Consider the following 20298-nt stretch of genomic DNA (forward strand, 5'->3'; position numbering starts at 1 on the left):
GTTGCTCCAAATATTTTGATTTAAAATAAAAAAAAACCGCCTTTAATAAGGCGGTTTTGTGGTTTCTCCAGGAATCGAACCAGGGACACATGGATTTTCAATCCATTGCTCTACCAACTGAGCTAAGAAACCAATTGTTTCGTTGTTTATTGTGGGTGCAAAAGTATAATATTTTCCAATACCGCGCAAGTTTTTTTATAAATTATTTTCAAAAAATGGCTTGGGTAGGGCGTTTTTGTAATTCAATGATTTGGTCATCAGTTATTTGGGTTCGTTTATAATTTTCCGGGCATTTTCATTTTCAGGATTCAATTCAAGTGATTTTTTATAATTTTCTAAAGCTTCCTTCTTTTGACTAGTTTTTAAAAGTATTTCACCATAGCTGTCATAAGTGTTCCATGCCTCCGGGTAGAGCTGGGTATTTAATTTAAAGATTTTCAGAGCATCAGTGATCTTGCTATCTCCGACCAGCCTGTATCCGAAATTATTAATCTCGTTTTCACTTGTATTGTATGAAGATTGGATGCCTTTTTTATGTTCAGCTTTAATAAGGGTGATAAGCTTGTCAATTGAATTTTCAGAAGTATAGGCATCGTTTAATGAAGTTTGGTTCATTTCTCTTTCTTTCTGCTCCTGTTCTTTGAGTGTTTCTACACTGTAGTATTTCCTTTGTTCGTCGGTGATTTTTGAGGTGTCCATTTTATATCTGGCCCATTTTGAGTTGGTCGTTTTATCTTTGATGAACTGGGTTCCATAGATCTGTGGCTTTTTTCTGTACATAAGATCTCTGTCTACTGCCGCTGCATACCACCATCTGTCGAGACTTGGATCCATTTTCAGAGCTTTTTCAAAGCTTTTGACTGCCATTCCCGAAGAAATGGTATCTCCGCCATGCTGAAACACAATACCGGAATTAAAGTTGTCTTTTGCGGTTTTTACTTGATCTTCTTTAAGCAGAACAAAAATCCTGACGCGTCTTAAGCTGTCTTCCCTGCTTAAGGTTTTCCAGTTGATTCTGTCCGCTTTTCTTGCGTTCTGATCATCATCTGCCATTTTTTGAAGTTCAGGGTTATCATGCGTCTGTGAAAATGTCTTAACGGCAAGCAGCAGCAAAAGAAAAGTCAGAAATTGAATCTTTTTGTTCATGTATTTTGGATTTGATTATTTAGTTTGATGGCTTAAATGTATAAAAATATTACGTTCAGAAGAATAAAATATATTACGAATGAAAACTCTGCTGTTGTGGATGAATGCTTAAGGGATCAAAAAACTTTTAAAGCTTATGAAAAATGAAAGGAGTACTTCGATTGACAAGCACAAAAAAACCTCTAAAATGAATTAGAGGTTTTAAAGTGGTTTCTCCAGGAATCGAACCAGGGACACATGGATTTTCAATCCATTGCTCTACCAACTGAGCTAAGAAACCATTATATTTTTGTTGACTTACTTCGTTGTTTTAAAGTGATGCAAAAGTAGTAAGTTTTCTTATATGAAGCAAGTATTAACAGTACTTTTTTTTAATAAAAATAAAACTTACTGATTTTCAGGTGAATTATTTTCCTGTTCTTTTCTGATATGATCGCTCATCTCCTCCAATACAGGCTTTATCGTACTTTCCGGAAGATCACTGATCCTGATATACATCAATCCGTCTATGGCATCATTGAAGTTGGGGTCAACATTAAAAGCAATTACTTTAGCATTCTGCTTGATGTATTTTTTGATCAGAACAGGCAGCCTTAGTTCAGGTTCCAGGTCATCAATGATCTTGTCCAGTTTATTAAGATCAGACTCCATTTCCTCAAAAAAGATATTCTTATCCCTGTCACGCAGTTTTACTTTATACTCATTTTTAGGAGTGATATATTGTGCTACTGCGGAGTCGAAATAGTTGGAACGCATGAATTCAATCATCAGAGATTTTGAAAACTCTGAAAACTTATTGGATATACTTACGCCGCCCATCAGAAATTTATGGTCAGAATTTCTTAAACACACATGTACTATTCCTCTCCATAAAAGAAAGAGTGGAAGCGGCTTCTGTTGGTATTCTTCGCTAATGTAAGCACGGCCCATTTCAATCACTTTCTTAAAGAATGGGTGAATGTCCTGTTCGAACTCAAACAAAGAGCTTGTATAGAATCCTTTGATGCCATATTTCTTCATTACGTCCTTACCCAATGCCATTCTATAAGCTCCGGCAAGTTTTTCGGCACTGTTGTCCCAAAGGAAAAGATGATGATAATGCTTATCGTATTCGTCAAGGTCAAACGGAAGATTGCTTCCTTCACCTACGGCACGAAAAGTGAGCTCTCTCTGGCGCCCGATCTCTCTCATCACAGACGGAATTTCCTCGTAAGTTGTGAAATAGATTTCGTAATTACCGTTACTGAAAAGCATTTTGTCTGTACCTCTCAGCCTGTTGATGTCCTTAAGAATATCTTCTTTTGGGGTTTCGTCGATAATATTCTGTACAATATTCTCTTCTCTTAACAGGGGGAATTTTACCGTTAAATTTTTAAGATTGATACTTTGCGCAAGTGATTTTCTCTTTTCGTAATAAGATTTCATCATGTATACCTTACGCTTAAGGAATTCACCAAGTTCTTCAATGGTTTCCATTTCATCCATCGCTTTTACGGTGATTGGTTTTCCAATTCTGATTCTGATGGGTTTTTCCCGATCGTTCATCATTTCGGCTGGAAGCATCAGTGTCTGTAAGCTTGGGTGCAGCTTTGCTACCTGGTAAAAAAGGCGGCTGTTTTTGGCGTGGAAATATAAAGGAACTACCGGTACTTTAGCCATTCTGATTAGTTTAAGTGCAGGTTTTTCCCATTCTCTATCCAGAATTTCTCCGTAAGGATTGTTTTTATTGGATACTTCTCCTGCGGGAAAAATACCGACACACCCTCCGTTCTGAAGGTGTTTCAGTGTTTCTCGCATACCGGAAGTACTGCTGTAAGCTTCTTTTTTGTTTTCAAAGGGATTGACGGAAATAACATACGGTTCCATAGGTCTTATTTTTTCCAAAAGGAAATTCCCCATTACCTTAAAATCCGGACGTACTTCCGAAAGGATCTTGCACATTAAAATTCCATCAATAGCACCCAGTGGATGATTTGAGACCAAAATAAACGGGCCCGTTTTGGGAACTTTAGCAAGATCTTCTTCAAAAGCGATATAACTTAAGTTTCTTTCTCTTACAAATGAGTCGAAAAAGTCTTTACCTTCTTTATCTTTTAATTTATCGTATAACCTATTAACTTCATTTATTTTGGCAATACTCATCACGGCAGATGCAACCGGGTTTTTTAGGAACCCGATTTTGCTTAAGCCGGAAGCTGTGATAAGATCGTTTTTCGAAATTAAACTCATATGTGTTTAGTCGCAGTTAAAATTATTGTGTTACCATTTGAACCGTATTTTTGGAAATCTGTTCCAATAATACATTTTTTTCCTGGTAAAATTTGTCAATATGATCCATCTTCGCATTTCTTACTGTGAATAAAGATACATTTTTAACTGCTTTGGTTTTAAATATTTTTTGAAGTTCATCATTAAGCTCATCAACCTGATCGAATTTATCTTCCAGACATAGAGCCAATGAGATGGCAGAATTCTGCATCAGAGAAACTTTGATCTTATATTTGGAAAGATACCCAAAAATAAGACTCATATGGTCTTCTGCAATAAATGAGAAGTCTCTGGTTGAGATTTTTAAAAGAACCTGATTTTCCTTTAAAATATAAGATTCCTCATGCTGGTTTTTATCTGAAGCCCCTACTTTAGTTCCTTCTTTGGTAGGATCTACAAAAGATTTTACATAAAAAGGAATTGCCTTTTGTTGTAATGGCTGTAATGTTTTTGGATGGATGACACTTGCCCCGTAATACGCTAATTCAATCGCTTCTTCATAAGAAATATTAGAAAGAAGAGAAACATCACTGAACTTTCTTGGATCTCCTGTCATTACTCCCGGAACATCTTTCCAAATGGTCATAGCTTCAGCATTCAGACAGTATGCGAAAATAGCGGCAGAGTAGTCAGAGCCCTCTCTTCCTAAAGTCACTGTGAAATTGTTATCATCAGAACCGATGAAACCCTGGGTTACATAGCAGATTTCAGTATTTAACGTTGAAATAAATTCTTCTGTTTTTGCCCAGTCTACAGTACCTTCTCTGTATGAATTATCAGTTTTGATATAATCTCTGGCATCCAGCCATTGATTGGTAAACTGAATTTCGTTCAGGTATTCACTTAATATTTTTGTAGAGATCATTTCCCCGCAGCTTACCACCTGATCATAGACGAAACTGTAGTTAGGAGATTTATTTCTTCTTAAAAAAGAATCGATATCATCGAAAAATACATTGATCTCTGCAAAAACTGCATGATTTTCAGGAAACAGACCGTCCGCAATCTCGATGTGTTTTCGTTTTATCTTTTCAATTTCAGTTTGATAGTTATCCTTCTTGAAATAAAGTTCTACAACTTTTTCCAATTCATTCGTCGTCTTGCCCATCGCTGAAATAACCAGCAGACACTTGGCAAATCCCTGGCTTTGTAAAACCATAGACACATTTTTTACACTCTCGGCATCTTTCACAGATGCGCCACCAAACTTGAAAATTTTCATTAATTTGTTAAAAATAAAATTGTTAGATTAAAAATTACATGAGTTTTTTACGGACGTCAAAATTATAAATTTACAATGAGATATGAAAGAGTCTGGCGATTGTAGGGAATTAAGATTTTATTAAAATTGAGACTTGATGAGTATTATGATAATTTCATTGATTTATTGTCATCAAATGGGGATTAATAATACAGTGTTTTTTTTATGTGTATGATCTGGGCATCTTTGTATTGATTTGGAATACAGTAGTTAAGGTGTTTTGTAATAAAAGCTTTCTTTCTCCGATAAATTTTCCGAAATTTGGGGAAAACGTAAAAAGAAAAATATGTCAAATCAACCATTACAGACTTTAGGAGAATTTCTTATAGATAAACAGGAAGACTTTCAGTATTCTACGGGTGAATTTTCTCGTCTTCTAAGTGCAATAAGATTGGCTTCGAAAGTGGTAAACAGAGAAGTAAATAAGGCCGGAATTGTGGATATAACAGGAGCTGCCGGAAACCAGAATATTCAGGGTGAAGAACAGCAGAAACTTGATGTAATTGCCAATGAAATTTTTATTACGGCTTTGTCTCAAAGAGAGGTTGTTTGCGGTATTGCTTCTGAGGAAAATGATGATTTTATTGACATTAAATGTGGAGAAAACGGTCATCTAAGCAAATATGTTGTACTGATCGATCCTTTAGACGGATCTTCGAATATTGACGTCAATGTTTCTGTAGGAACTATTTTCTCTATTTACAGAAGGGTAACAGAACCGGGAACTCCTGTTCAGTTAGAAGACTTCCTTCAAAAAGGGATTAATCAAATTGCAGCTGGATATGTAATCTATGGTTCTTCTACCATGATCGTTTACACCACTGGAAATGGCGTCAACGGATTTACTTTGGACCCTTCACTGGGAACCTATTATCTTTCCCACCCTAATATGACATTTCCTAAGATGGGAAAAATTTATTCCATCAATGAAGGAAACTACATCAAATTCCCTCAAGGTGTTAAAAACTATCTTAAGTATTGCCAGATGGAAGAAGGAGACCGTCCTTACACGTCAAGATACATTGGTTCTTTAGTAGCTGATTTTCACAGAAATATGTTGAAAGGAGGGATTTATATTTATCCTTCTTATTCCCAGTCTCCAAACGGAAAACTGAGATTATTGTACGAATGTAATCCTATGGCATTCCTTGCTGAACAGGCTGGAGGAAAAGCCACTGACGGATTCAGAAGAATTCTTGAAGTAGAACCTACAGAGCTTCACCAGAGAATTCCGTTTTTCTGCGGTAGCATTCAGATGGTAGAAAAAGCAGAGGAATTTATGCGGATTGACAGTGTGAAATAATGAAAGCAGCATATTCTAGATATTTATTAGAATTTAAACGCCCGAGCGGAACGTCTCGCGGCGTTTTGCATGAAAAAGAGACTTTTATTCTCGAAGTTGAAAGCAATGGGAATAAAGGAACAGGAGAATGCGCTTTGTTCAGAGGGTTGAGTTTTGATGACAGATCGGATTATGAAGAAAAATTGCAATGGCTATGTGAAAACATACATCAGGATTATCTGTTTCTAAAAGAAGAACTGAAAGAATTTCCCTCAATATGGTTCGGATATGAACAGGCACTTCTGAATCTGAAGAATGGAGATCACCTTTATTTTCCAAGTGAGTTTACGGAAGGGAAGTCGGCTATCAGAATCAATGGATTGATTTGGATGGGAGATATCCATTACATGGAAGAACAGATTCGGGAGAAACTTGACAAAGGATTTCACTGTATCAAACTGAAAATAGGAGTCGATTGGGAATCGGAACATAAAATTCTTCAAAAACTAAGAGAAAAATTTTCAAAAGATCAACTGGAGCTTCGTGTGGATGCCAACGGTGGATTCAGCAGAAAAGAAGCAGAAACTGTTTTGCAGCAACTTGCAGATCTTCATATTCATTCTATTGAACAGCCCATAAAAGCAGGCAATTGGGAGGATATGGCATTACTGTGTGCCGGAACTCCTACTCCTATTGCTTTAGATGAGGAATTGATCGGGATTACAGATCGTATTAAAAAGGAAAAACTCCTGGAAACCATTAAACCCCAATATATTATTCTTAAGCCAGCTTTGGTTGGTGGTTTTGCAGGTTCGGATGAGTGGATTTCTGTTGCAGAAGAAAGGCACATTGACTGGTGGATCACATCAGCACTTGAAAGCAATATAGGTCTGAATGCAATCGCACAGTATACCTTCACAAAAAACAATCCGATGCCACAGGGTTTGGGCACCGGATCTCTGTTTGTAAATAATTTTGAATCTGTTTTAGAACTGAATAATGAATTGCTCAGGTTTAAAACGGGTAAAGAGATTGATTAAATTTCCGGGCAGACAGGATTATTCATATGGTCGTCATCCCAAGATCTGCAACATCTTTTTCTTGGATCCCAGCTGGTGCAGCCGATGGGGATGAGACCTCCTTTAATTGTTTTCAGCTCTGCCTTTTTTAGTTTTTTCATGTTGGTTAGATTTTTCATAATAAAGATTTTAATTTGAATTGGTGTAGTAAATATCAAATTCTTATTGTTATTATGCAAGAGTTTAACTTAATTTAACTAAATTCACGGTGTAGGGATTTGTGTTTGGTGCCGGGTGGTTTTCTTCAGTGAAGGAAATTACGAAATATGGAAAATAATTTTTTATTCCGTATATAATAGGGAAGATAATAGCGAGTCGAAAATAAGGATAAAGTAGTATTACGATCGGATAGTCTTTATTTTAAGGATTAATAATTTTCTAATTAAATCACGTCTTTTACGAAAATTGCCTTCTTAATATAATTTAATAAGTAAGAAAACTTCTTTTTTATTCTTCTCATGATAAAATTTGTATTTCTCTGTTTAATGAAAATTTACAATCTCTATGCCAATTTAAACATTGGTTTAAAGTTTAACATATGATTCATTTCATGGTCATTTTTTAATATATTGTTAAGAAATAATTGTGAAACTATTTTCGTTATCTTTTGATCTTCCGGCAATTAAATTCCTGTCAATACCATATAAGTTCTGGAAAATATCATTTTGTACCATCGAGCTGGACAGATATCCCCAGTGATTTCCTATTTCATATTTAAAGCTGCTCAGAACATCATCTTTCACGAAAGTACAATCAATAACAGATACGATATCTTTGAATCTTTCAATGTCTCCAGGTCCGTTTTTGCCCAACCTTGGAGTCAGAATGTTTTTGGTGAATTGTGAAATTCCCAAAATCGTATCTTTTCTGTTTAAATAAATCGAAACACGGTTGGCTAATAATGGGAGTTTATTGAATGAGTCTTCAGAATCTTCGAAAACTTTATACGTTACATCAGAATTCAGAAGGAGTACCTGATCAATAACGCGTAATATATTTTCCTTTTTAAGACTGTACAGCATACTTTGCAACACTCTGTTTCCCATAGAGTGAGCCATCAGATGTATCCTTTGATTGCAGGGAGCCAGATCACGGTTGGAAAAAATATCTTTTAAAAACTGGGTGTAAAAATAAAACAGCCTCACTAATGATGATCCGGAATTGATGCTTGATGCTTTATCATCAAAATAGGTCAGCGGAACAATGCTGCTTGATGCCGGCCAGCTCACGAAAAGAATGTGTTCAACAGGCGACGCCGGATTATCAATAAACAGCTTTTTAAGATCTGTAATTGCTTTTAATTCATCATCAAAATCATAGGCGTATCCATGAATGAAAATCAGTACATCGCTACGGTTTTTTGTGGAAGACATATTCTTATAGAGTTCATAGAACATTCTTTGGGTTCCTCCCAGATTGATGGCTGTAAGTTTTGATTTCCTGATCCCTTTTTCGTTTTGGAGTACTTCAAGAACATCCTGATAACCCTGTTTTTCAGGTTCAGAAAATAAAGTATAGTTTAGAATATTGCGGTTGCTGTATTCTTTTTTCTTTTTCGCCGCTGCCGTTGGTTCTTTATAAGTGTCAAAATCACATTTTGCGATTCTGAAATTGGGAATAGAGTATTCATCATTAGAAAATGAATCTTCTTTTTCGCCTTTATGTCGGACGATCTTACGATTGCTTAGGATATAAACAGCCATAGTCAGTAATTTTTAGAAACGGTTTGTTAGTTTTCTCTAAATTAATAAAAAATATTGAATTATCATCAGTTTAGCTTTTAAATTATCATTTCCGTAAGCCCTAAATTTTCCGTAACTTTGTAAAACTTTTTTTGCATACAATAAAAGCTAATTTAATAATGGAAGAAGAAAAAAAATCACTCAATTTTATTGAGCAAATTATTGAAGATGATATCGCAAACGGTCTGAGAAAAGATCAGATTCGTTTTCGTTTTCCCCCTGAACCCAATGGATACCTGCATATTGGTCATACGAAAGCTATCTGCATCAACTTTGGTCTGGGTGAAAAATACAACGCTCCCGTAAACCTTCGTTTCGATGATACAAATCCTGAAAAAGAAGAACAGGAATTCGTAGATTCTATTAAAAAAGACGTTGAATGGCTAGGTTTCAAATGGGATAAAGAGCTGTATGCATCCGACTACTTCCAGCAGCTTTACGAATGGGCTGTACAGATGATTAAAGAAGGAAAAGCTTATGTAGATGAGCAGCCGTCTGAAGTGATCACAGAACAGAGAAAGAATCCTGCAGAACCGGGAATAGAGTCGCCGTTCAGAAACCGTCCGGTAGAAGAATCTCTTGATCTTTTCGAAAGAATGAAAAACGGAGAATTTGAAGAAGGGACTATGTCTCTTCGTGCACAGATCGATATGGTTTCTCCAAATATGAACTTACGCGATCCTGTCATGTACAGAATCCTGAAGAGACCACACCACAGAACAGGTACAGCATGGAAAATTTATCCGATGTACGACTGGGCCCATGGAGAATCTGATTATCTGGAACAGGTGTCACATTCATTATGTTCATTGGAATTTGAAAATCACAGACCTCTTTACAACTGGTATCTGGAGCAGGTATACGACGAATCAAAAGTGGCGCCTAAGCAAAGAGAATTTGCAAGGATGAACGTTTCTTATATGATCACTTCCAAAAGAAAACTACAAAGGCTTGTTGCTGAAAATGCAGTGACGGGTTGGGATGATCCAAGAATGCCTACGATCTCAGGAATGAGAAGAAAAGGTTTCACTCCGGCATCGATTAAGAATTTCATTGAAAAAGTAGGAGTTGCCAAAAGAGAAAACCTGATCGAGATTCAATTGCTTGATTTCTGTGTACGTGAAGATCTGAATAAAGTGGCGAAGCGTGTCATGGCAGTCGTAGATCCGGTGAAACTGGTCATTGAAAATTATCCTGAAGGTAAGGAAGAATGGCTTGAAACTGAAAATAATCCTGAACAGGAAAATGCAGGGACAAGAGAAGTTCCTTTCTCAAGAGAATTATATATCGAAAGAGAAGACTTTAAAGAAGAAGCCAATAATAAATTCTTCAGACTTAAATTAGGCGGAGAAGTTCGTTTAAAATCTGCTTATATTATCAAAGCAGAGAGAGTAGAGAAGGATGAAAATGGAGAAATTACCACGATTTATGCTACTTACGATGAAAAAAGTAAGTCCGGAAGCGGAACAGAGGAAAGCTTAAGAAAAGTAAAAGGTACACTTCACTGGGTATCTGCTACTCATGCAATCCCGGTAGATGTAAGAATCTATGATAAACTTTTTACTGTTGAGCAGCCTGATGCAGAGAAGGATGTGGACTTCCTGAACTTCATCAATCCTGAGTCGGTAACGACTATTAAGGGGTTTGCTGAACCAAGCTTAAAGGACGTGGCTGTAGGAGAGCCCCTTCAGTTCCAAAGAATTGGATATTTTACAAAAGATCAGGATTCTACGGATTCTAATCTTGTATTTAACCGTACAGTAACATTGAAAGATTCTTTCAAACCGGAATAAATCTAAAAAATAATCAATATAAAAAGCAGGACTTTCGATAGATCCTGCTTTTTTGTTTTAGTCTAAACCATTATAATTCTATATTGATTTACAAATAAAATTCATCTGTTATTTCAAAAAATCTTTATCCTGATAAGCCGGATTTGGGTACTTATAAAACCCTTCACCGGTAAGAACTCCCATTTTTCCTCTGTCAAGATAATCTTCTTTCAGCTTTTGAACAGCTTTCAGTTTCAGAGGATCCTGAGTTTCTTCAGCCTGCATTTTATTGATATTGTATGCTGTTGTAATTCCTACTACATCAAGGATACCGAATGGTCCTGCCGGCGCTCCGGTTGCTACCATCCATGTTTTATCTATGGTTTCGATATCTGCTACTTCGTTGATCCAGAGATTGACTGCAGCGTCAAGTAACGGTACCAGTAAAGAATTAACAATGTAACCTGGCTGTTCTTTGTAGATAGGCAGCGCAACCATTCCAATAGCTTTTGCGAAATGGAGAACAGAATCGAATACTTCGGGTGAAGTTCCGGGATGTTTCATAACTTCTCCGGTATTATGCTTCCAGATTTCATTGGCAAAATGGAGTGCTACGAATTTTTCCGGTCTTCCTGTAACCTCTGCGAACTGACTTGGAAGCAGAGTGGAAGAATTGGTGGCAAAAACTGTTTTTTCAGGTGCTGCTTTAGCCAACTTTTCGTAAAACTCAATTTTGATTTCCGGATCTTCCGGAACAGCTTCAATCAAAAGATCTGCATCTTTTACTGCATCCTCAAGATTTGAGGAATAACTTAAGTTTTTATGCGTTTCATCAATCTGTTGTTGTGTGGCTTTAAGGTCTTCTTTGAAAGAGTCACTCAGCCCCGTGAACTTACTTTTTGCTTTTTCTAAAACTTCATCACTGATATCATAAACAGTAACATGAAATCCGTGGAATGCAGCCTGAAAAGCAATCTGGTATCCCAGTACGCCACTGCCGGCTACAGTTATATTTTTAAAATTCATGAGATTTATTTTTTGGGTTATAAAGAAAAACCGGACCGATATAATCTGCCCGGTTTTGATGATTAAATGTTATCCTTTTATTCCTTTGATCCAATCCTGGAATCTCCCAACCTGCTCCGTAAGGAAAGATTCGTGTTCTTCTTTTTCCTCAGGGCGGTCTACTAAAATATGTTCAAAGTAGCTTCCTTTCAGTACTTTTCTTAAAATACCTTCGCCTAAGAACGGTTTATAGTCGTTCAGAGCTTGCGTTGCTTTTAATAAATGTCGGATGTCATACTGCAGCGGGTTAATATCGGGAACCTGTTTATTCAGATTAAGAAGACTATATACTGCAATTCTTGCTGTTCTTACGGAACTTTCCATGGTAAATACCACATCATTATTCGTTTCTACAAACTGTCCTACCAACCCTAAATTCTTACAGCCTTCAGGAACTACTCTTGGACGGTCACCCTGAGCTCTAGGCATGAACATAGAAGTAATGTATGGCATAAATGAAATGCGGACAATTGTATTCTCTATCACATTATCCAGTTGATCAATGATTCCTAAATGGTATGAAAGTTCTGCAAGGATTTCGTTTCCGGTACACTCAGGCATTGTTTTTTTGATGTAGTTTCCTTCTTTGTCCATCAGAAGGGAATATACCCATACAACAAGGATATCATCCGGCTGGGTAGGGAAGTGCGGCTGTCTGTTGCAGGTGAAACTCATTACCCAGTTAGAGTCTGTAATGGTAATGATACCGCCGGTAGCTGTTCTTCCGGAATATGGGTCATTAACGCATAATTCTTTTAATTTTTCAGTAAAAGCAGAAGGTCGGCACGTCAGTGTAGCAGATTCCCAAGAAGATTTTTTTATGTTGCTGCAGAATTTTTCTGGTTTTCCGAAGACTTCTGATTTAGCCGCCAGATTTTTCCAAAGCATCCATCCGGCACCTTGTCCTGCGCTGCTGTTGTCGATAGTAATTTCAGGAGCATTATTATTATCACCATAGAATGTGCTTTCCGTCATAGATCCTGTCGTTACAATCACGTAATCTTCTTTTCCGATAGGGATTTTAACTTCCTTACCATCCTGTTCCGTGATAATACCTTCTACCGTTTTTCCTTCGGTATTGATATGAATATCTAAGTCTTTTACCAAAGTATTGAACTCTATCTGGACTCCTTTTTCAACAAGGAAATTTTTCAGAGGTGTAACATAGGTATCGTATTGGTTGTATTTCGGGAATACCAGACAGGAGAAGTCTTTCATTCCGTCGATAGCGTGAAGGAATCTGTGCATATACAGTTTCAGTTCCAGTAAACTGTGCCAGTTTTCAAAGGCAAACATAGTACGCCAGAAGAACCAGAAGTTACTTTTAAGGAAAGATTCTGCAAAATAATCTTCAATTGTAAGATCGTCAAGCTCCTCTTTTTTCTTTAATAAAAGTTTAACGATAGCCAGCTGATCTTTTTTATCAAGTCCGAATTTGCTGAAATCCTGGATCTGTCCCTGATTATTAATCAGTCTTGCTTTAGAATAGTTGGGATCATTGTCATTGATCAGACGGTATTCATCAAGTACACTGTAAGGAGCAGGTAATTCGAGGGCTGGAATATCCTGGAACATATCCCATAGGTTTTCATAAGTCATATCCATTTCTCTTCCTCCACGGATGATGTACCCGTCTTTTGCATTTCCCGCACCATCGAGTGAGCCTCCTTCTACATCAAGCTGATCAAGGAAAATAATATTTTTTCCAGGAACATGTCCGTCGCGGATGAAATAGTATGCTGCAGACATTCCTGCAATACCACTTCCTACAATATAGATTTTACTGTTTTCGTAAGATTTGAAAGGAATTCCTTTATTACGTTGGTAATTTCCGATTTGGTCCGAAAAAGGCATAGTCTTTTCAGGCGTGTTAATCTGAACTTCTTTGCTGGAATCCGGTTCATGGTTTACTTTTCCGAATTGTTCTGAAGCATTTAAAATTTTGTCGAATTTTGAATTGATCGTACTCATTTTGTATTGTTTTAATTAACAGTATAAAGGTACCTCGATTCAGGACGCAGGATATATCCCTAATGTCAGAATTGTTATCCCCAAATTCTTATGACTGGATATTTTCCCTGTTTCTGTATTCGGAAGGGGAGAGGGAAGTATGTTTTTTGAAAAAACGGCCAAAAGCTGATGCGGAATTAAACTGCAGTTCAAAAGCGATTTCGGAAATGGTAATATCAGGATTACCGAGCATCACATAGGCTTCTTTCAGCAGCGTATCATCGATCACCTGATGAGGTGTTTTCCCGCTTGCTTTTTTGATGACTTCGATAAGGTATTTACTGGAGACGCAAAGCTGATCGGCATAAAACTGCACAGTTCTGTGCTGTCTGATGTTTTCACGGATCATAGCGGTGAATTTTAAAAAGATATCCTTTTTGCCATCCTCTTTTTCACTATTCAGATCCGTTTTCTTTTCCATGATATCGGCAGTTTCCAAAAGAAGATTAAAAATAATGGTGCGTACAATCTCTTCTGTAAATTTCCCCTGCTTCTTCGATTTCTTTTTGAGGTAATCCAATAAACTCTGAAGTAATTCGGAATTTTTTTCATTGGTTTTTACAATACTGTAGGAACCTTTAGAGAAAAGATTCATCTTCTCAATAATAAAAGGATTTGAAATATTTTTGATCAGAAAATTTTTGTCGAAAAAGAGCAGTTTCATTTTAAAGTCGTGGCTGGTCTTCAAAAATTTCACAATGGTAGATGGTGCGGCAACAAGAAAGGAATGGGCATCAACATGATATATTTCGTTATCAATTTCGAGGCTTATTTCTCCGGCTGTACAGATGCATAAAGCATAATAGTCCATTCTGAATGGTGCATCGGGAAAATCAAAAATAGGATTTCCAGAAGAGATGTAATAAGACTGCCGGCAGTCAATACTATAAAACGATAGCGTATCATGTAAATTTTCGTAGGTTATCATTTGAGTGTATTGATTCGGTTAAATTTTGACTATTTATACAATGGCTTAGGGGTGAAAAGTACCGTTGTTACTGCAATTTACGAAAATTATAAACGGTTACTCAATTGTTGTTTGTTAAATATTAATTGAATTCGCCTTAACCTAGTATATTTTTATTTCTATTAATGTTATTGATAAAAAAAGTCCCTTTTGAAGGGTGTTTTTAAGCAATTTAGCTAAATTTGTAAACTACCGGATTTTCTCCCCAAAAAATAATATTGTGAAATTAATTAGCGTATATACGAGTTCTTTTAAAGGACTCTCAGAAGAGAGCTGGATGTTGGCGCTGGTCATGCTCATCAATCGTGCAGGTTCTATGGTACTTCCCTTTTTGGGGGTTTACATGACGGGTCATCTTCATTTCAGTATTGAAAATTCAGGAATTGTTCTGAGTTTTTTTGGAATAGGTTCTGTTTTAGGCTCATGGCTGGGTGGAATGATCACGGATAAAATCGGAGAATATCGTGTGCAAAGTTTAAGTTTGCTTTTGAGCGTACCTTTATTCTGCCTGATTCCTCTTTTTAAAACAGAAGTGGGATTGGCTGCTATTATTTTAATCCAGAGTATCGTAAGCGAAACTTTTCGTCCTGCGAACTCAGTAGCCATCACCAAATATGCTAAACCCGAAAATATCACAAGAGCTTTTTCACTCAACCGGATGGCGGTCAACTTAGGTTTTTCCATCGGTCCTGCGCTGGGTGGAATATTATCTGCTATTTCTTATGAGTTTTTATTTTTCAGTAATGCTTTAGCTGCTTTGCTGGCGGGTCTGATGTATATCCGTTTCTTTGGAAAACGAAACAAACAGGCGTCGCTGAAGCCAAAACCAGTGAAAGAAGCGCTGGCTGTTAGGAAAGAAAATTCTCCATACCGTGACGGGAAATTCCTGATCTACAGTTTCTTCTGTATGCTGTTTTCGATCTGTTTCTTCCAGTTATTCAGTACACTCACTATTTTTTATAAAGATACAGCACATTTAAGCCAACAGAATATCGGATATATTCTGGGGTATAGCGGTTTTCTGATCGTATTGCTCGAAATGGGTTTTGTACAGATTGCCGAAAAGTATTTCAGTCTGGCTTTTACCCTGCTGATAGGAACTGTATTATGTGGTATTTCTTATGCGATGCTTGCCTTTGATTATTCTGTTCTTACCTTAGTTATCTCTATGACGCTGCTGTGTATTGGTGAAATATGGACTCTTCCATTTATGTCGACAATCACCGCTCTAAGGTCTGGTGAAAACAATAAAGGAGCCTATATGGGAATGAACGGGATATCTGTTGCGCTGGCTTTTATTATTACACCCTATGTAGGAACTTTGACTGCAGATCAACTTGGGTTCAATACCTTATGGATAGGAACAGGAGTGTTGGCTATGGGTATTGCGGTTGGATTTTATTTTGTTATTCCGTGGATGTTAAAAAAGAAAAATAAGCATCAGAACATCGATGTTGAGTGATAGTAAGATGAATACTGAGGATATCTAACAGTTCTCAGACTGTTTTTGTTTTTTCTTTTGTTTTTGATCTACCGCAAAGTCCTCATCGTACGCGTTTTTTTTAAGCTTGTGGAAATAATAATCTGTTAATGCAAGAATGATGAAGTAAAAACCGCCGTAGCAATAGACATAATTTATCTGATCAATATTAAAAAAAAGTATTGAAACAAAGAATATCAGACAGAAGCTTACAATCATTAAAATAAAATTTTTCTGCAGAAGAACTTTAAGCGGCTGCCTAAAGAAAAACTTCACTTTTAACGGTTCTAAAAAGGTTGTAATAAAAGGCAATGCGATTTCACTTCCGAGTTTATGCTGGAAAAAGAGTAGTGGAATAAGCATAAAGCCTGCAATGATAAGCATTAAAATCCAAGTAGTTCTGTCATGGTTCTTTATTGTTTTTTTATCAAGGAAGAGACAAAATATAATCCCTAAAAAACTGTAGAATAACAGGAAGGGAGTCAGCAGTATTTCCTTAGTGTCAAGAAATTGTATTTCGCTGCCACCGGAAAAGATCTGCTTAAAATATAAAGCGCTGATCAACAGGCTGGATACAATAACTCCCCAGACTTTATAGGTATTCATCCTTAAAACTGTTTCAACTCTTCGCTTCCTTCAGGCATATACAGCAGGACACTTAAATCTGACATCACTTCATATCCGTCTTCAGTTTTACCGGTTACGGTTAAAATTTCATCATGATTGTCAATTCTCTCCAGTCTTACCAGTTTTCCGCCTGCATAGAAAGTCATTGTATATTTAGGTAAAGGATCAGCCTTTGAATTATTCTCGAATAAAAAGGTATAATCAAATCTCTCTTCTATTTCCTGTTCTGTATCGAGATAGTAAGCAAGACATGCTTTTTTATCGGTTTCTTTTCTAAAATCAGCCAGACTTTTCACATCCTTTTTTGCGAGCCATGAATGAATTTTATGGTAAGCCGCGACAACTTCCGTTTCGATATTCTTGCGTTTTTTCAAATCTTTTGCAGACTCAAACTGTTTGCTGAAGTTAAAAGGAACGGTAGCTTTAAATTTAATGGATGCTTCAAAATAGTTTAGTTTTTTGTCTATTACTTCTTTTGGAATTTTATATTCCTGTACTATTTTTCGGGCAGAGTTTTTATTTTTATCATCTTCAAAGTAGACCACCTTGATGGATGCATTGGTATAATCGTCGAATGTCGTTTTACCTGCATCAGGATAGATTTTAATGGTTACGGTCTGTTCTCCACTCTGTAGAATATTGGCATTAAAAGGCAGTAATGTTGAAAATCCACCTTGTTCAAAAGCTGTATATAGAGGAATGTCATTTCCGATAAGCTGAACTCTGCATCCTCCCTTGTCTAACTGAATTGAATAGTTGGGAAAATTTGCATAACCTGAGACTTCCTTTTGGATTTTTTGATTCATTTCTATTGTATTGAGTTTATTATCTTGTGCGCAGGATAGGTTGAGTATTAAAAGATAGAATAATATAGTGAACTTCATATATTGCAGTGGTTTTATTGAATGATATAGGTTTTGCCATAGGTAAGTTTATCATGTCTGTCTACAATCGTAAATGTACGTTTATATTGTGTCTTAGACTTGCCTGCCTGTCCTTTTATAATGACAACAATTCTCAGTCCCGACCAGTCTACCTGCTGTTCTAAAAACACGCCTTTATCATCTTTACCAATGGTGGCTTTAGGTTCAAAGTAACTTTCAGCAGTGCCGGTAGCCTCCAGTTTGAAATCAGCCTCAAAAATTACGGCATTTATTTTCCCTGATACTTTTGCGCTGAGCTCCAGCTTCAATCCAACTTTCCCTTTAAAATCTAAATTAGCTTTTTTAAATTCAAAATCAAAAAATTCTGCAGTAACATTGAGTTCCCCAAATCCAGTTAGCGTGAAAATAGCTTCCAGGCCGGAGATTTTTGCTGCCACGTCCAATACTTTTATAACCTGTCCGGCTACAGGAATTAGTTCTGCGTAGAAGAGTAGATCAAGTGTTCCTTCTGCTTTTATAAGAGGGGTGAAACCCAATTTAAGACTGCCTTGCGTATCAACTCTATTCGTGTTGGTTTTTGACCGCTCGAGCCACCAGGATCCACTGACAGACATGGTAGGATAATAGAATTTTAAGGTAACCGGTACTCTTTTTATACCACTGATTAATCTCTGGGCAACGGTGTCTTTCGTTTTATTGACATGGGAAGCTTCATCAATCCATTCTTTAATTTTTACAAAAACACCTAAAAAGTTTCTGATGACATTAACGTATTTATCTCCAACTTCATATTCCTGATGTTTATTATTCCAGACAGCCTTTAAGTTTAACCCAAAAAATACTTCGGATTTTCCTGATGTTGATAATCTGTATCTGTTTTGACCGGATTTCTGTCCGGATTTATAATGAGCTTTTGACTGTGCTCCGGGAGCCATATTTTTGTATCTCTCCTCCATTGCGAGATCGGAACCAAACTCAAATTTTAATTCCCATTTGATATCAGGATATGCTTTTACCAAAACCGTTTCTTTTGCCTCATTGGGAAAATACCGGCAGGAATGAATATAGATTTTGTACAGATTCGCAGATTCCTGTGCTTTCAGTACATTGAATTTTGGCCAGATATATTGAATCGGCGATGTGTTGAGAGATGAGAGGGTGGAACGTACCGGAAATGTAAGGGCTGCCGTACTTTCATTCAGTTTTCCTTCGGGTGAAACGGCCTTAATTTTTTGTTCGTGTTTCTTTTTTTGACTGCACGAGCTGTTTTGAAGACCCTGGGCTTCCACTGTAATATTTTTATCCGAGCTTGGGGCTATTGTTTCATAAATTAATGTGGTAGCAGATTTTGATTTTCCATGTTCAAAAACAATAGATTTAATGGTTTCTTTCTCTTTCATTTCTGAAAGAATAATGGTGTCAAATTTACAAACGTCAAATCTTTTGAAACTCACTTCCGGTTTATCCACTTTAGCAGGCGTATGGTTGGTGGGAGTTTCTGAATTTCTGCTTACAATTTTATTTTTTATTTTCAGGTAGCGGGCGTGCACTTTATCCTTTCCGTCACTGATATACTTTCCGGAAGCGTCTTTTACTTTTACATAGAATTCTTCAGTAAAACGAGGGTTTTTGATTTTGATATACCATTGGTAGGTATTTCCCATTTTAATATTGACTTCTCCATCTATGATCTTTGCATTTCGGTAGGCGTCTATATACTGGTCATCAGCAGTACCGCTGCCTCCCGGAATACGTCTGTATACTTCTACGGTAACGGCGTCACCATTCATGCCTTCTGTTTCCAGACCCAGATAGACAAGATGGCCGTATGAAAACTGCGAGTTCCTTTCGTCCACACCATCGGGTTTTGTACACCATTTGCTGGTCACAACTTTTTTGGCGGAGGTACCATATACAAAAAGACCGGTATCTCTTTTTGGATCTTTCTTGCCGGACAGGCTGGCTTCCACATAATATCGGTAAGAACCTGCCAGCTTGGGTGGTATTTTTATGATGTAGCTGTCTTTGGGTTCCAGAACACGCGTATCCAGAGGTGTTTTTTTGTCCTGTGAAAAACACAGCCAGGTTACTTTCTTGTTTTTATCCGGTTCTTTTGTTCCGTCAAGCCATTGGTCTACCGCTAAATATACACTGGAGCCAACGACCTGCTGCTGTTTTATACTTTTTATTCCTTTTGCCATGGCTTTGAATTATTGGTTTCCAAATTCCAGTCCTTTATTTAAAGGCTGTTTCCTGTACATTTCTTCAGGACTCACTAAAGGATTGATCTGTTGCTGAACATCCTGGTCAGCATTTTCAAAACTCTGCTTACCGGCTTCTGCTCTTTGTCCGTGGTCAATGATCTCAATGCATGGAGTTCCGGCGACCGCGCAAACCGCTTTACTGTTTTCTAAAATAATAAACCCACTGTTGCTGAGCTGTACTTTGTCATAAAATCCCTGCCATTCGGTCACCATAATTTTGCAGGGTGGGGGTGGAGTTCCCATCTTGGTACAGTTTCCGAAAGTATTTTTTTCAAAAGTAGCCGCTCCTATTTCTTTTGTGGTAACGATCAGCTTTTTGGAAGCGTTCTTGTCGTTGGCATACTCTTTCTGATGCGTGAGCACTTTGAGCTTGTCGGGAGCCTGTCCAAACTGGCATTTGCATAGGGCACCCTGTACAACTATATGTTTTTCTGCCATAGTATTATTTTGT

Annotated in this window: 16 protein-coding genes and 2 tRNA genes; 4 read left to right on the top strand and 14 right to left on the bottom strand. The window is 37.1% G+C overall.

Features of this window, described 5'->3' with window-relative positions; all coding sequences use genetic code 11:
* Positions 1 to 59: 59 nt before the first annotated feature.
* From IW16_RS14900 to IW16_RS14920, 5 genes are all read right to left on the bottom strand, one after another.
* Positions 60 to 132: transfer RNA gene (locus IW16_RS14900), tRNA-Phe, on the bottom strand.
* Positions 133 to 261: 129 nt separating this feature from the next.
* Positions 262 to 1146, bottom strand: coding sequence for a tetratricopeptide repeat protein (locus IW16_RS14905; RefSeq protein ID WP_034745784.1), 885 nt, complete (start codon positions 1144 to 1146; stop codon positions 262 to 264).
* Positions 1147 to 1353: 207 nt separating this feature from the next.
* Positions 1354 to 1426: transfer RNA gene (locus tag IW16_RS14910), tRNA-Phe, on the bottom strand.
* 107 nt (positions 1427 to 1533) lie between these two features.
* Positions 1534 to 3375, bottom strand: coding sequence for a lysophospholipid acyltransferase family protein (locus IW16_RS14915; RefSeq protein WP_034745787.1), 1842 nt, complete (start codon positions 3373 to 3375; stop codon positions 1534 to 1536).
* 22 nt (positions 3376 to 3397) lie between these two features.
* Positions 3398 to 4636 carry an aspartate kinase gene (locus IW16_RS14920; RefSeq protein ID WP_034745790.1) on the bottom strand — a complete coding sequence of 413 codons (1239 nt, stop codon included), beginning with the start codon at positions 4634 to 4636 and terminating at the stop codon, positions 3398 to 3400.
* Positions 4637 to 4961: 325 nt separating this feature from the next.
* Between IW16_RS14920 and fbp the strand changes: the two genes are divergently transcribed.
* Together fbp and menC are read left to right on the top strand one after the other, a co-directional pair.
* Positions 4962 to 5978, top strand: coding sequence for a class 1 fructose-bisphosphatase (fbp, locus tag IW16_RS14925; protein WP_034745793.1), 1017 nt, complete (start codon positions 4962 to 4964; stop codon positions 5976 to 5978).
* Positions 5978 to 6997, top strand: coding sequence for an o-succinylbenzoate synthase (gene menC / locus IW16_RS14930; RefSeq protein WP_034745796.1), 1020 nt, complete (start codon positions 5978 to 5980; stop codon positions 6995 to 6997). The genes fbp and menC overlap by 1 nt, the downstream gene beginning before the upstream one ends.
* Here the strand turns inward: menC and IW16_RS26665 are convergent.
* Positions 6994 to 7137, bottom strand: a complete 144-nt coding sequence (locus IW16_RS26665) for a hypothetical protein (RefSeq protein ID WP_165571985.1) — start codon at positions 7135 to 7137, stop codon at positions 6994 to 6996. The two genes, menC and IW16_RS26665, sit on opposite strands and share 4 nt — an antisense overlap.
* Before the next feature lie 471 nt (positions 7138 to 7608).
* Positions 7609 to 8739 carry an alpha/beta hydrolase gene (locus IW16_RS14935; protein ID WP_034745800.1) on the bottom strand — a complete coding sequence of 377 codons (1131 nt, stop codon included), beginning with the start codon at positions 8737 to 8739 and terminating at the stop codon, positions 7609 to 7611.
* Between the two features lie 158 nt (positions 8740 to 8897).
* Between IW16_RS14935 and IW16_RS14940 the strand changes: the two genes are divergently transcribed.
* Positions 8898 to 10571, top strand: a complete 1674-nt coding sequence (locus tag IW16_RS14940) for a glutamine--tRNA ligase/YqeY domain fusion protein (RefSeq protein WP_034745803.1) — start codon at positions 8898 to 8900, stop codon at positions 10569 to 10571.
* A gap of 108 nt (positions 10572 to 10679) precedes the next feature.
* On the opposite strand, the gene IW16_RS14945 is transcribed toward IW16_RS14940, so the two are convergent.
* The 3 genes from IW16_RS14945 to IW16_RS14955 all read right to left on the bottom strand — a co-directional run bounded on the left by IW16_RS14945 (position 10680) and on the right by IW16_RS14955 (position 14553).
* Complete coding sequence (locus tag IW16_RS14945; protein ID WP_034745806.1) at positions 10680 to 11576, bottom strand: 3-hydroxyacyl-CoA dehydrogenase; 897 nt, start codon at positions 11574 to 11576, stop codon at positions 10680 to 10682.
* A gap of 69 nt (positions 11577 to 11645) precedes the next feature.
* Complete coding sequence (locus IW16_RS14950; protein WP_034745809.1) at positions 11646 to 13586, bottom strand: oleate hydratase; 1941 nt, start codon at positions 13584 to 13586, stop codon at positions 11646 to 11648.
* A gap of 88 nt (positions 13587 to 13674) precedes the next feature.
* Positions 13675 to 14553 carry a helix-turn-helix domain-containing protein gene (locus IW16_RS14955; protein WP_034745812.1) on the bottom strand — a complete coding sequence of 293 codons (879 nt, stop codon included), beginning with the start codon at positions 14551 to 14553 and terminating at the stop codon, positions 13675 to 13677.
* 316 nt (positions 14554 to 14869) lie between these two features.
* On the opposite strand from IW16_RS14955, the gene IW16_RS14960 reads away from it, so the two are divergent.
* Positions 14870 to 16054: an MFS transporter gene (locus IW16_RS14960; RefSeq protein ID WP_084694566.1), complete on the top strand. Its 1185-nt coding sequence runs from the start codon at positions 14870 to 14872 to the stop codon at positions 16052 to 16054.
* 24 nt (positions 16055 to 16078) lie between these two features.
* On the opposite strand, the gene IW16_RS14965 is transcribed toward IW16_RS14960, so the two are convergent.
* Genes IW16_RS14965 through IW16_RS14980 form a run of 4 tightly spaced genes read right to left on the bottom strand, consistent with a single transcriptional unit; the run spans position 16079 to position 20285 of the window.
* The gene (locus IW16_RS14965; RefSeq protein WP_034745815.1) at positions 16079 to 16678 is read right to left on the bottom strand and encodes a hypothetical protein; all 600 of its coding nucleotides are present in this window, start codon (positions 16676 to 16678) and stop codon (positions 16079 to 16081) included.
* A 2-nt stretch (positions 16679 to 16680) separates the two neighbouring features.
* On the bottom strand, positions 16681 to 17583 hold the full coding sequence (locus IW16_RS14970; RefSeq protein WP_131327906.1) for a hypothetical protein: 903 nt from the start codon (positions 17581 to 17583) through the stop codon (positions 16681 to 16683).
* Positions 17584 to 17597: 14 nt separating this feature from the next.
* Positions 17598 to 19784, bottom strand: a complete 2187-nt coding sequence (locus tag IW16_RS14975) for a hypothetical protein (protein ID WP_034745820.1) — start codon at positions 19782 to 19784, stop codon at positions 17598 to 17600.
* Between the two features lie 9 nt (positions 19785 to 19793).
* Positions 19794 to 20285, bottom strand: a complete 492-nt coding sequence (locus IW16_RS14980; protein WP_034745823.1) for a DUF4280 domain-containing protein — start codon at positions 20283 to 20285, stop codon at positions 19794 to 19796.
* Between the last annotated feature and the right edge of the window lie 13 nt (positions 20286 to 20298).

It is taken from the genome of Chryseobacterium vrystaatense, assembly GCF_000737765.1.
GTDB lineage: Bacteria > Bacteroidota > Bacteroidia > Flavobacteriales > Weeksellaceae > Chryseobacterium > Chryseobacterium vrystaatense.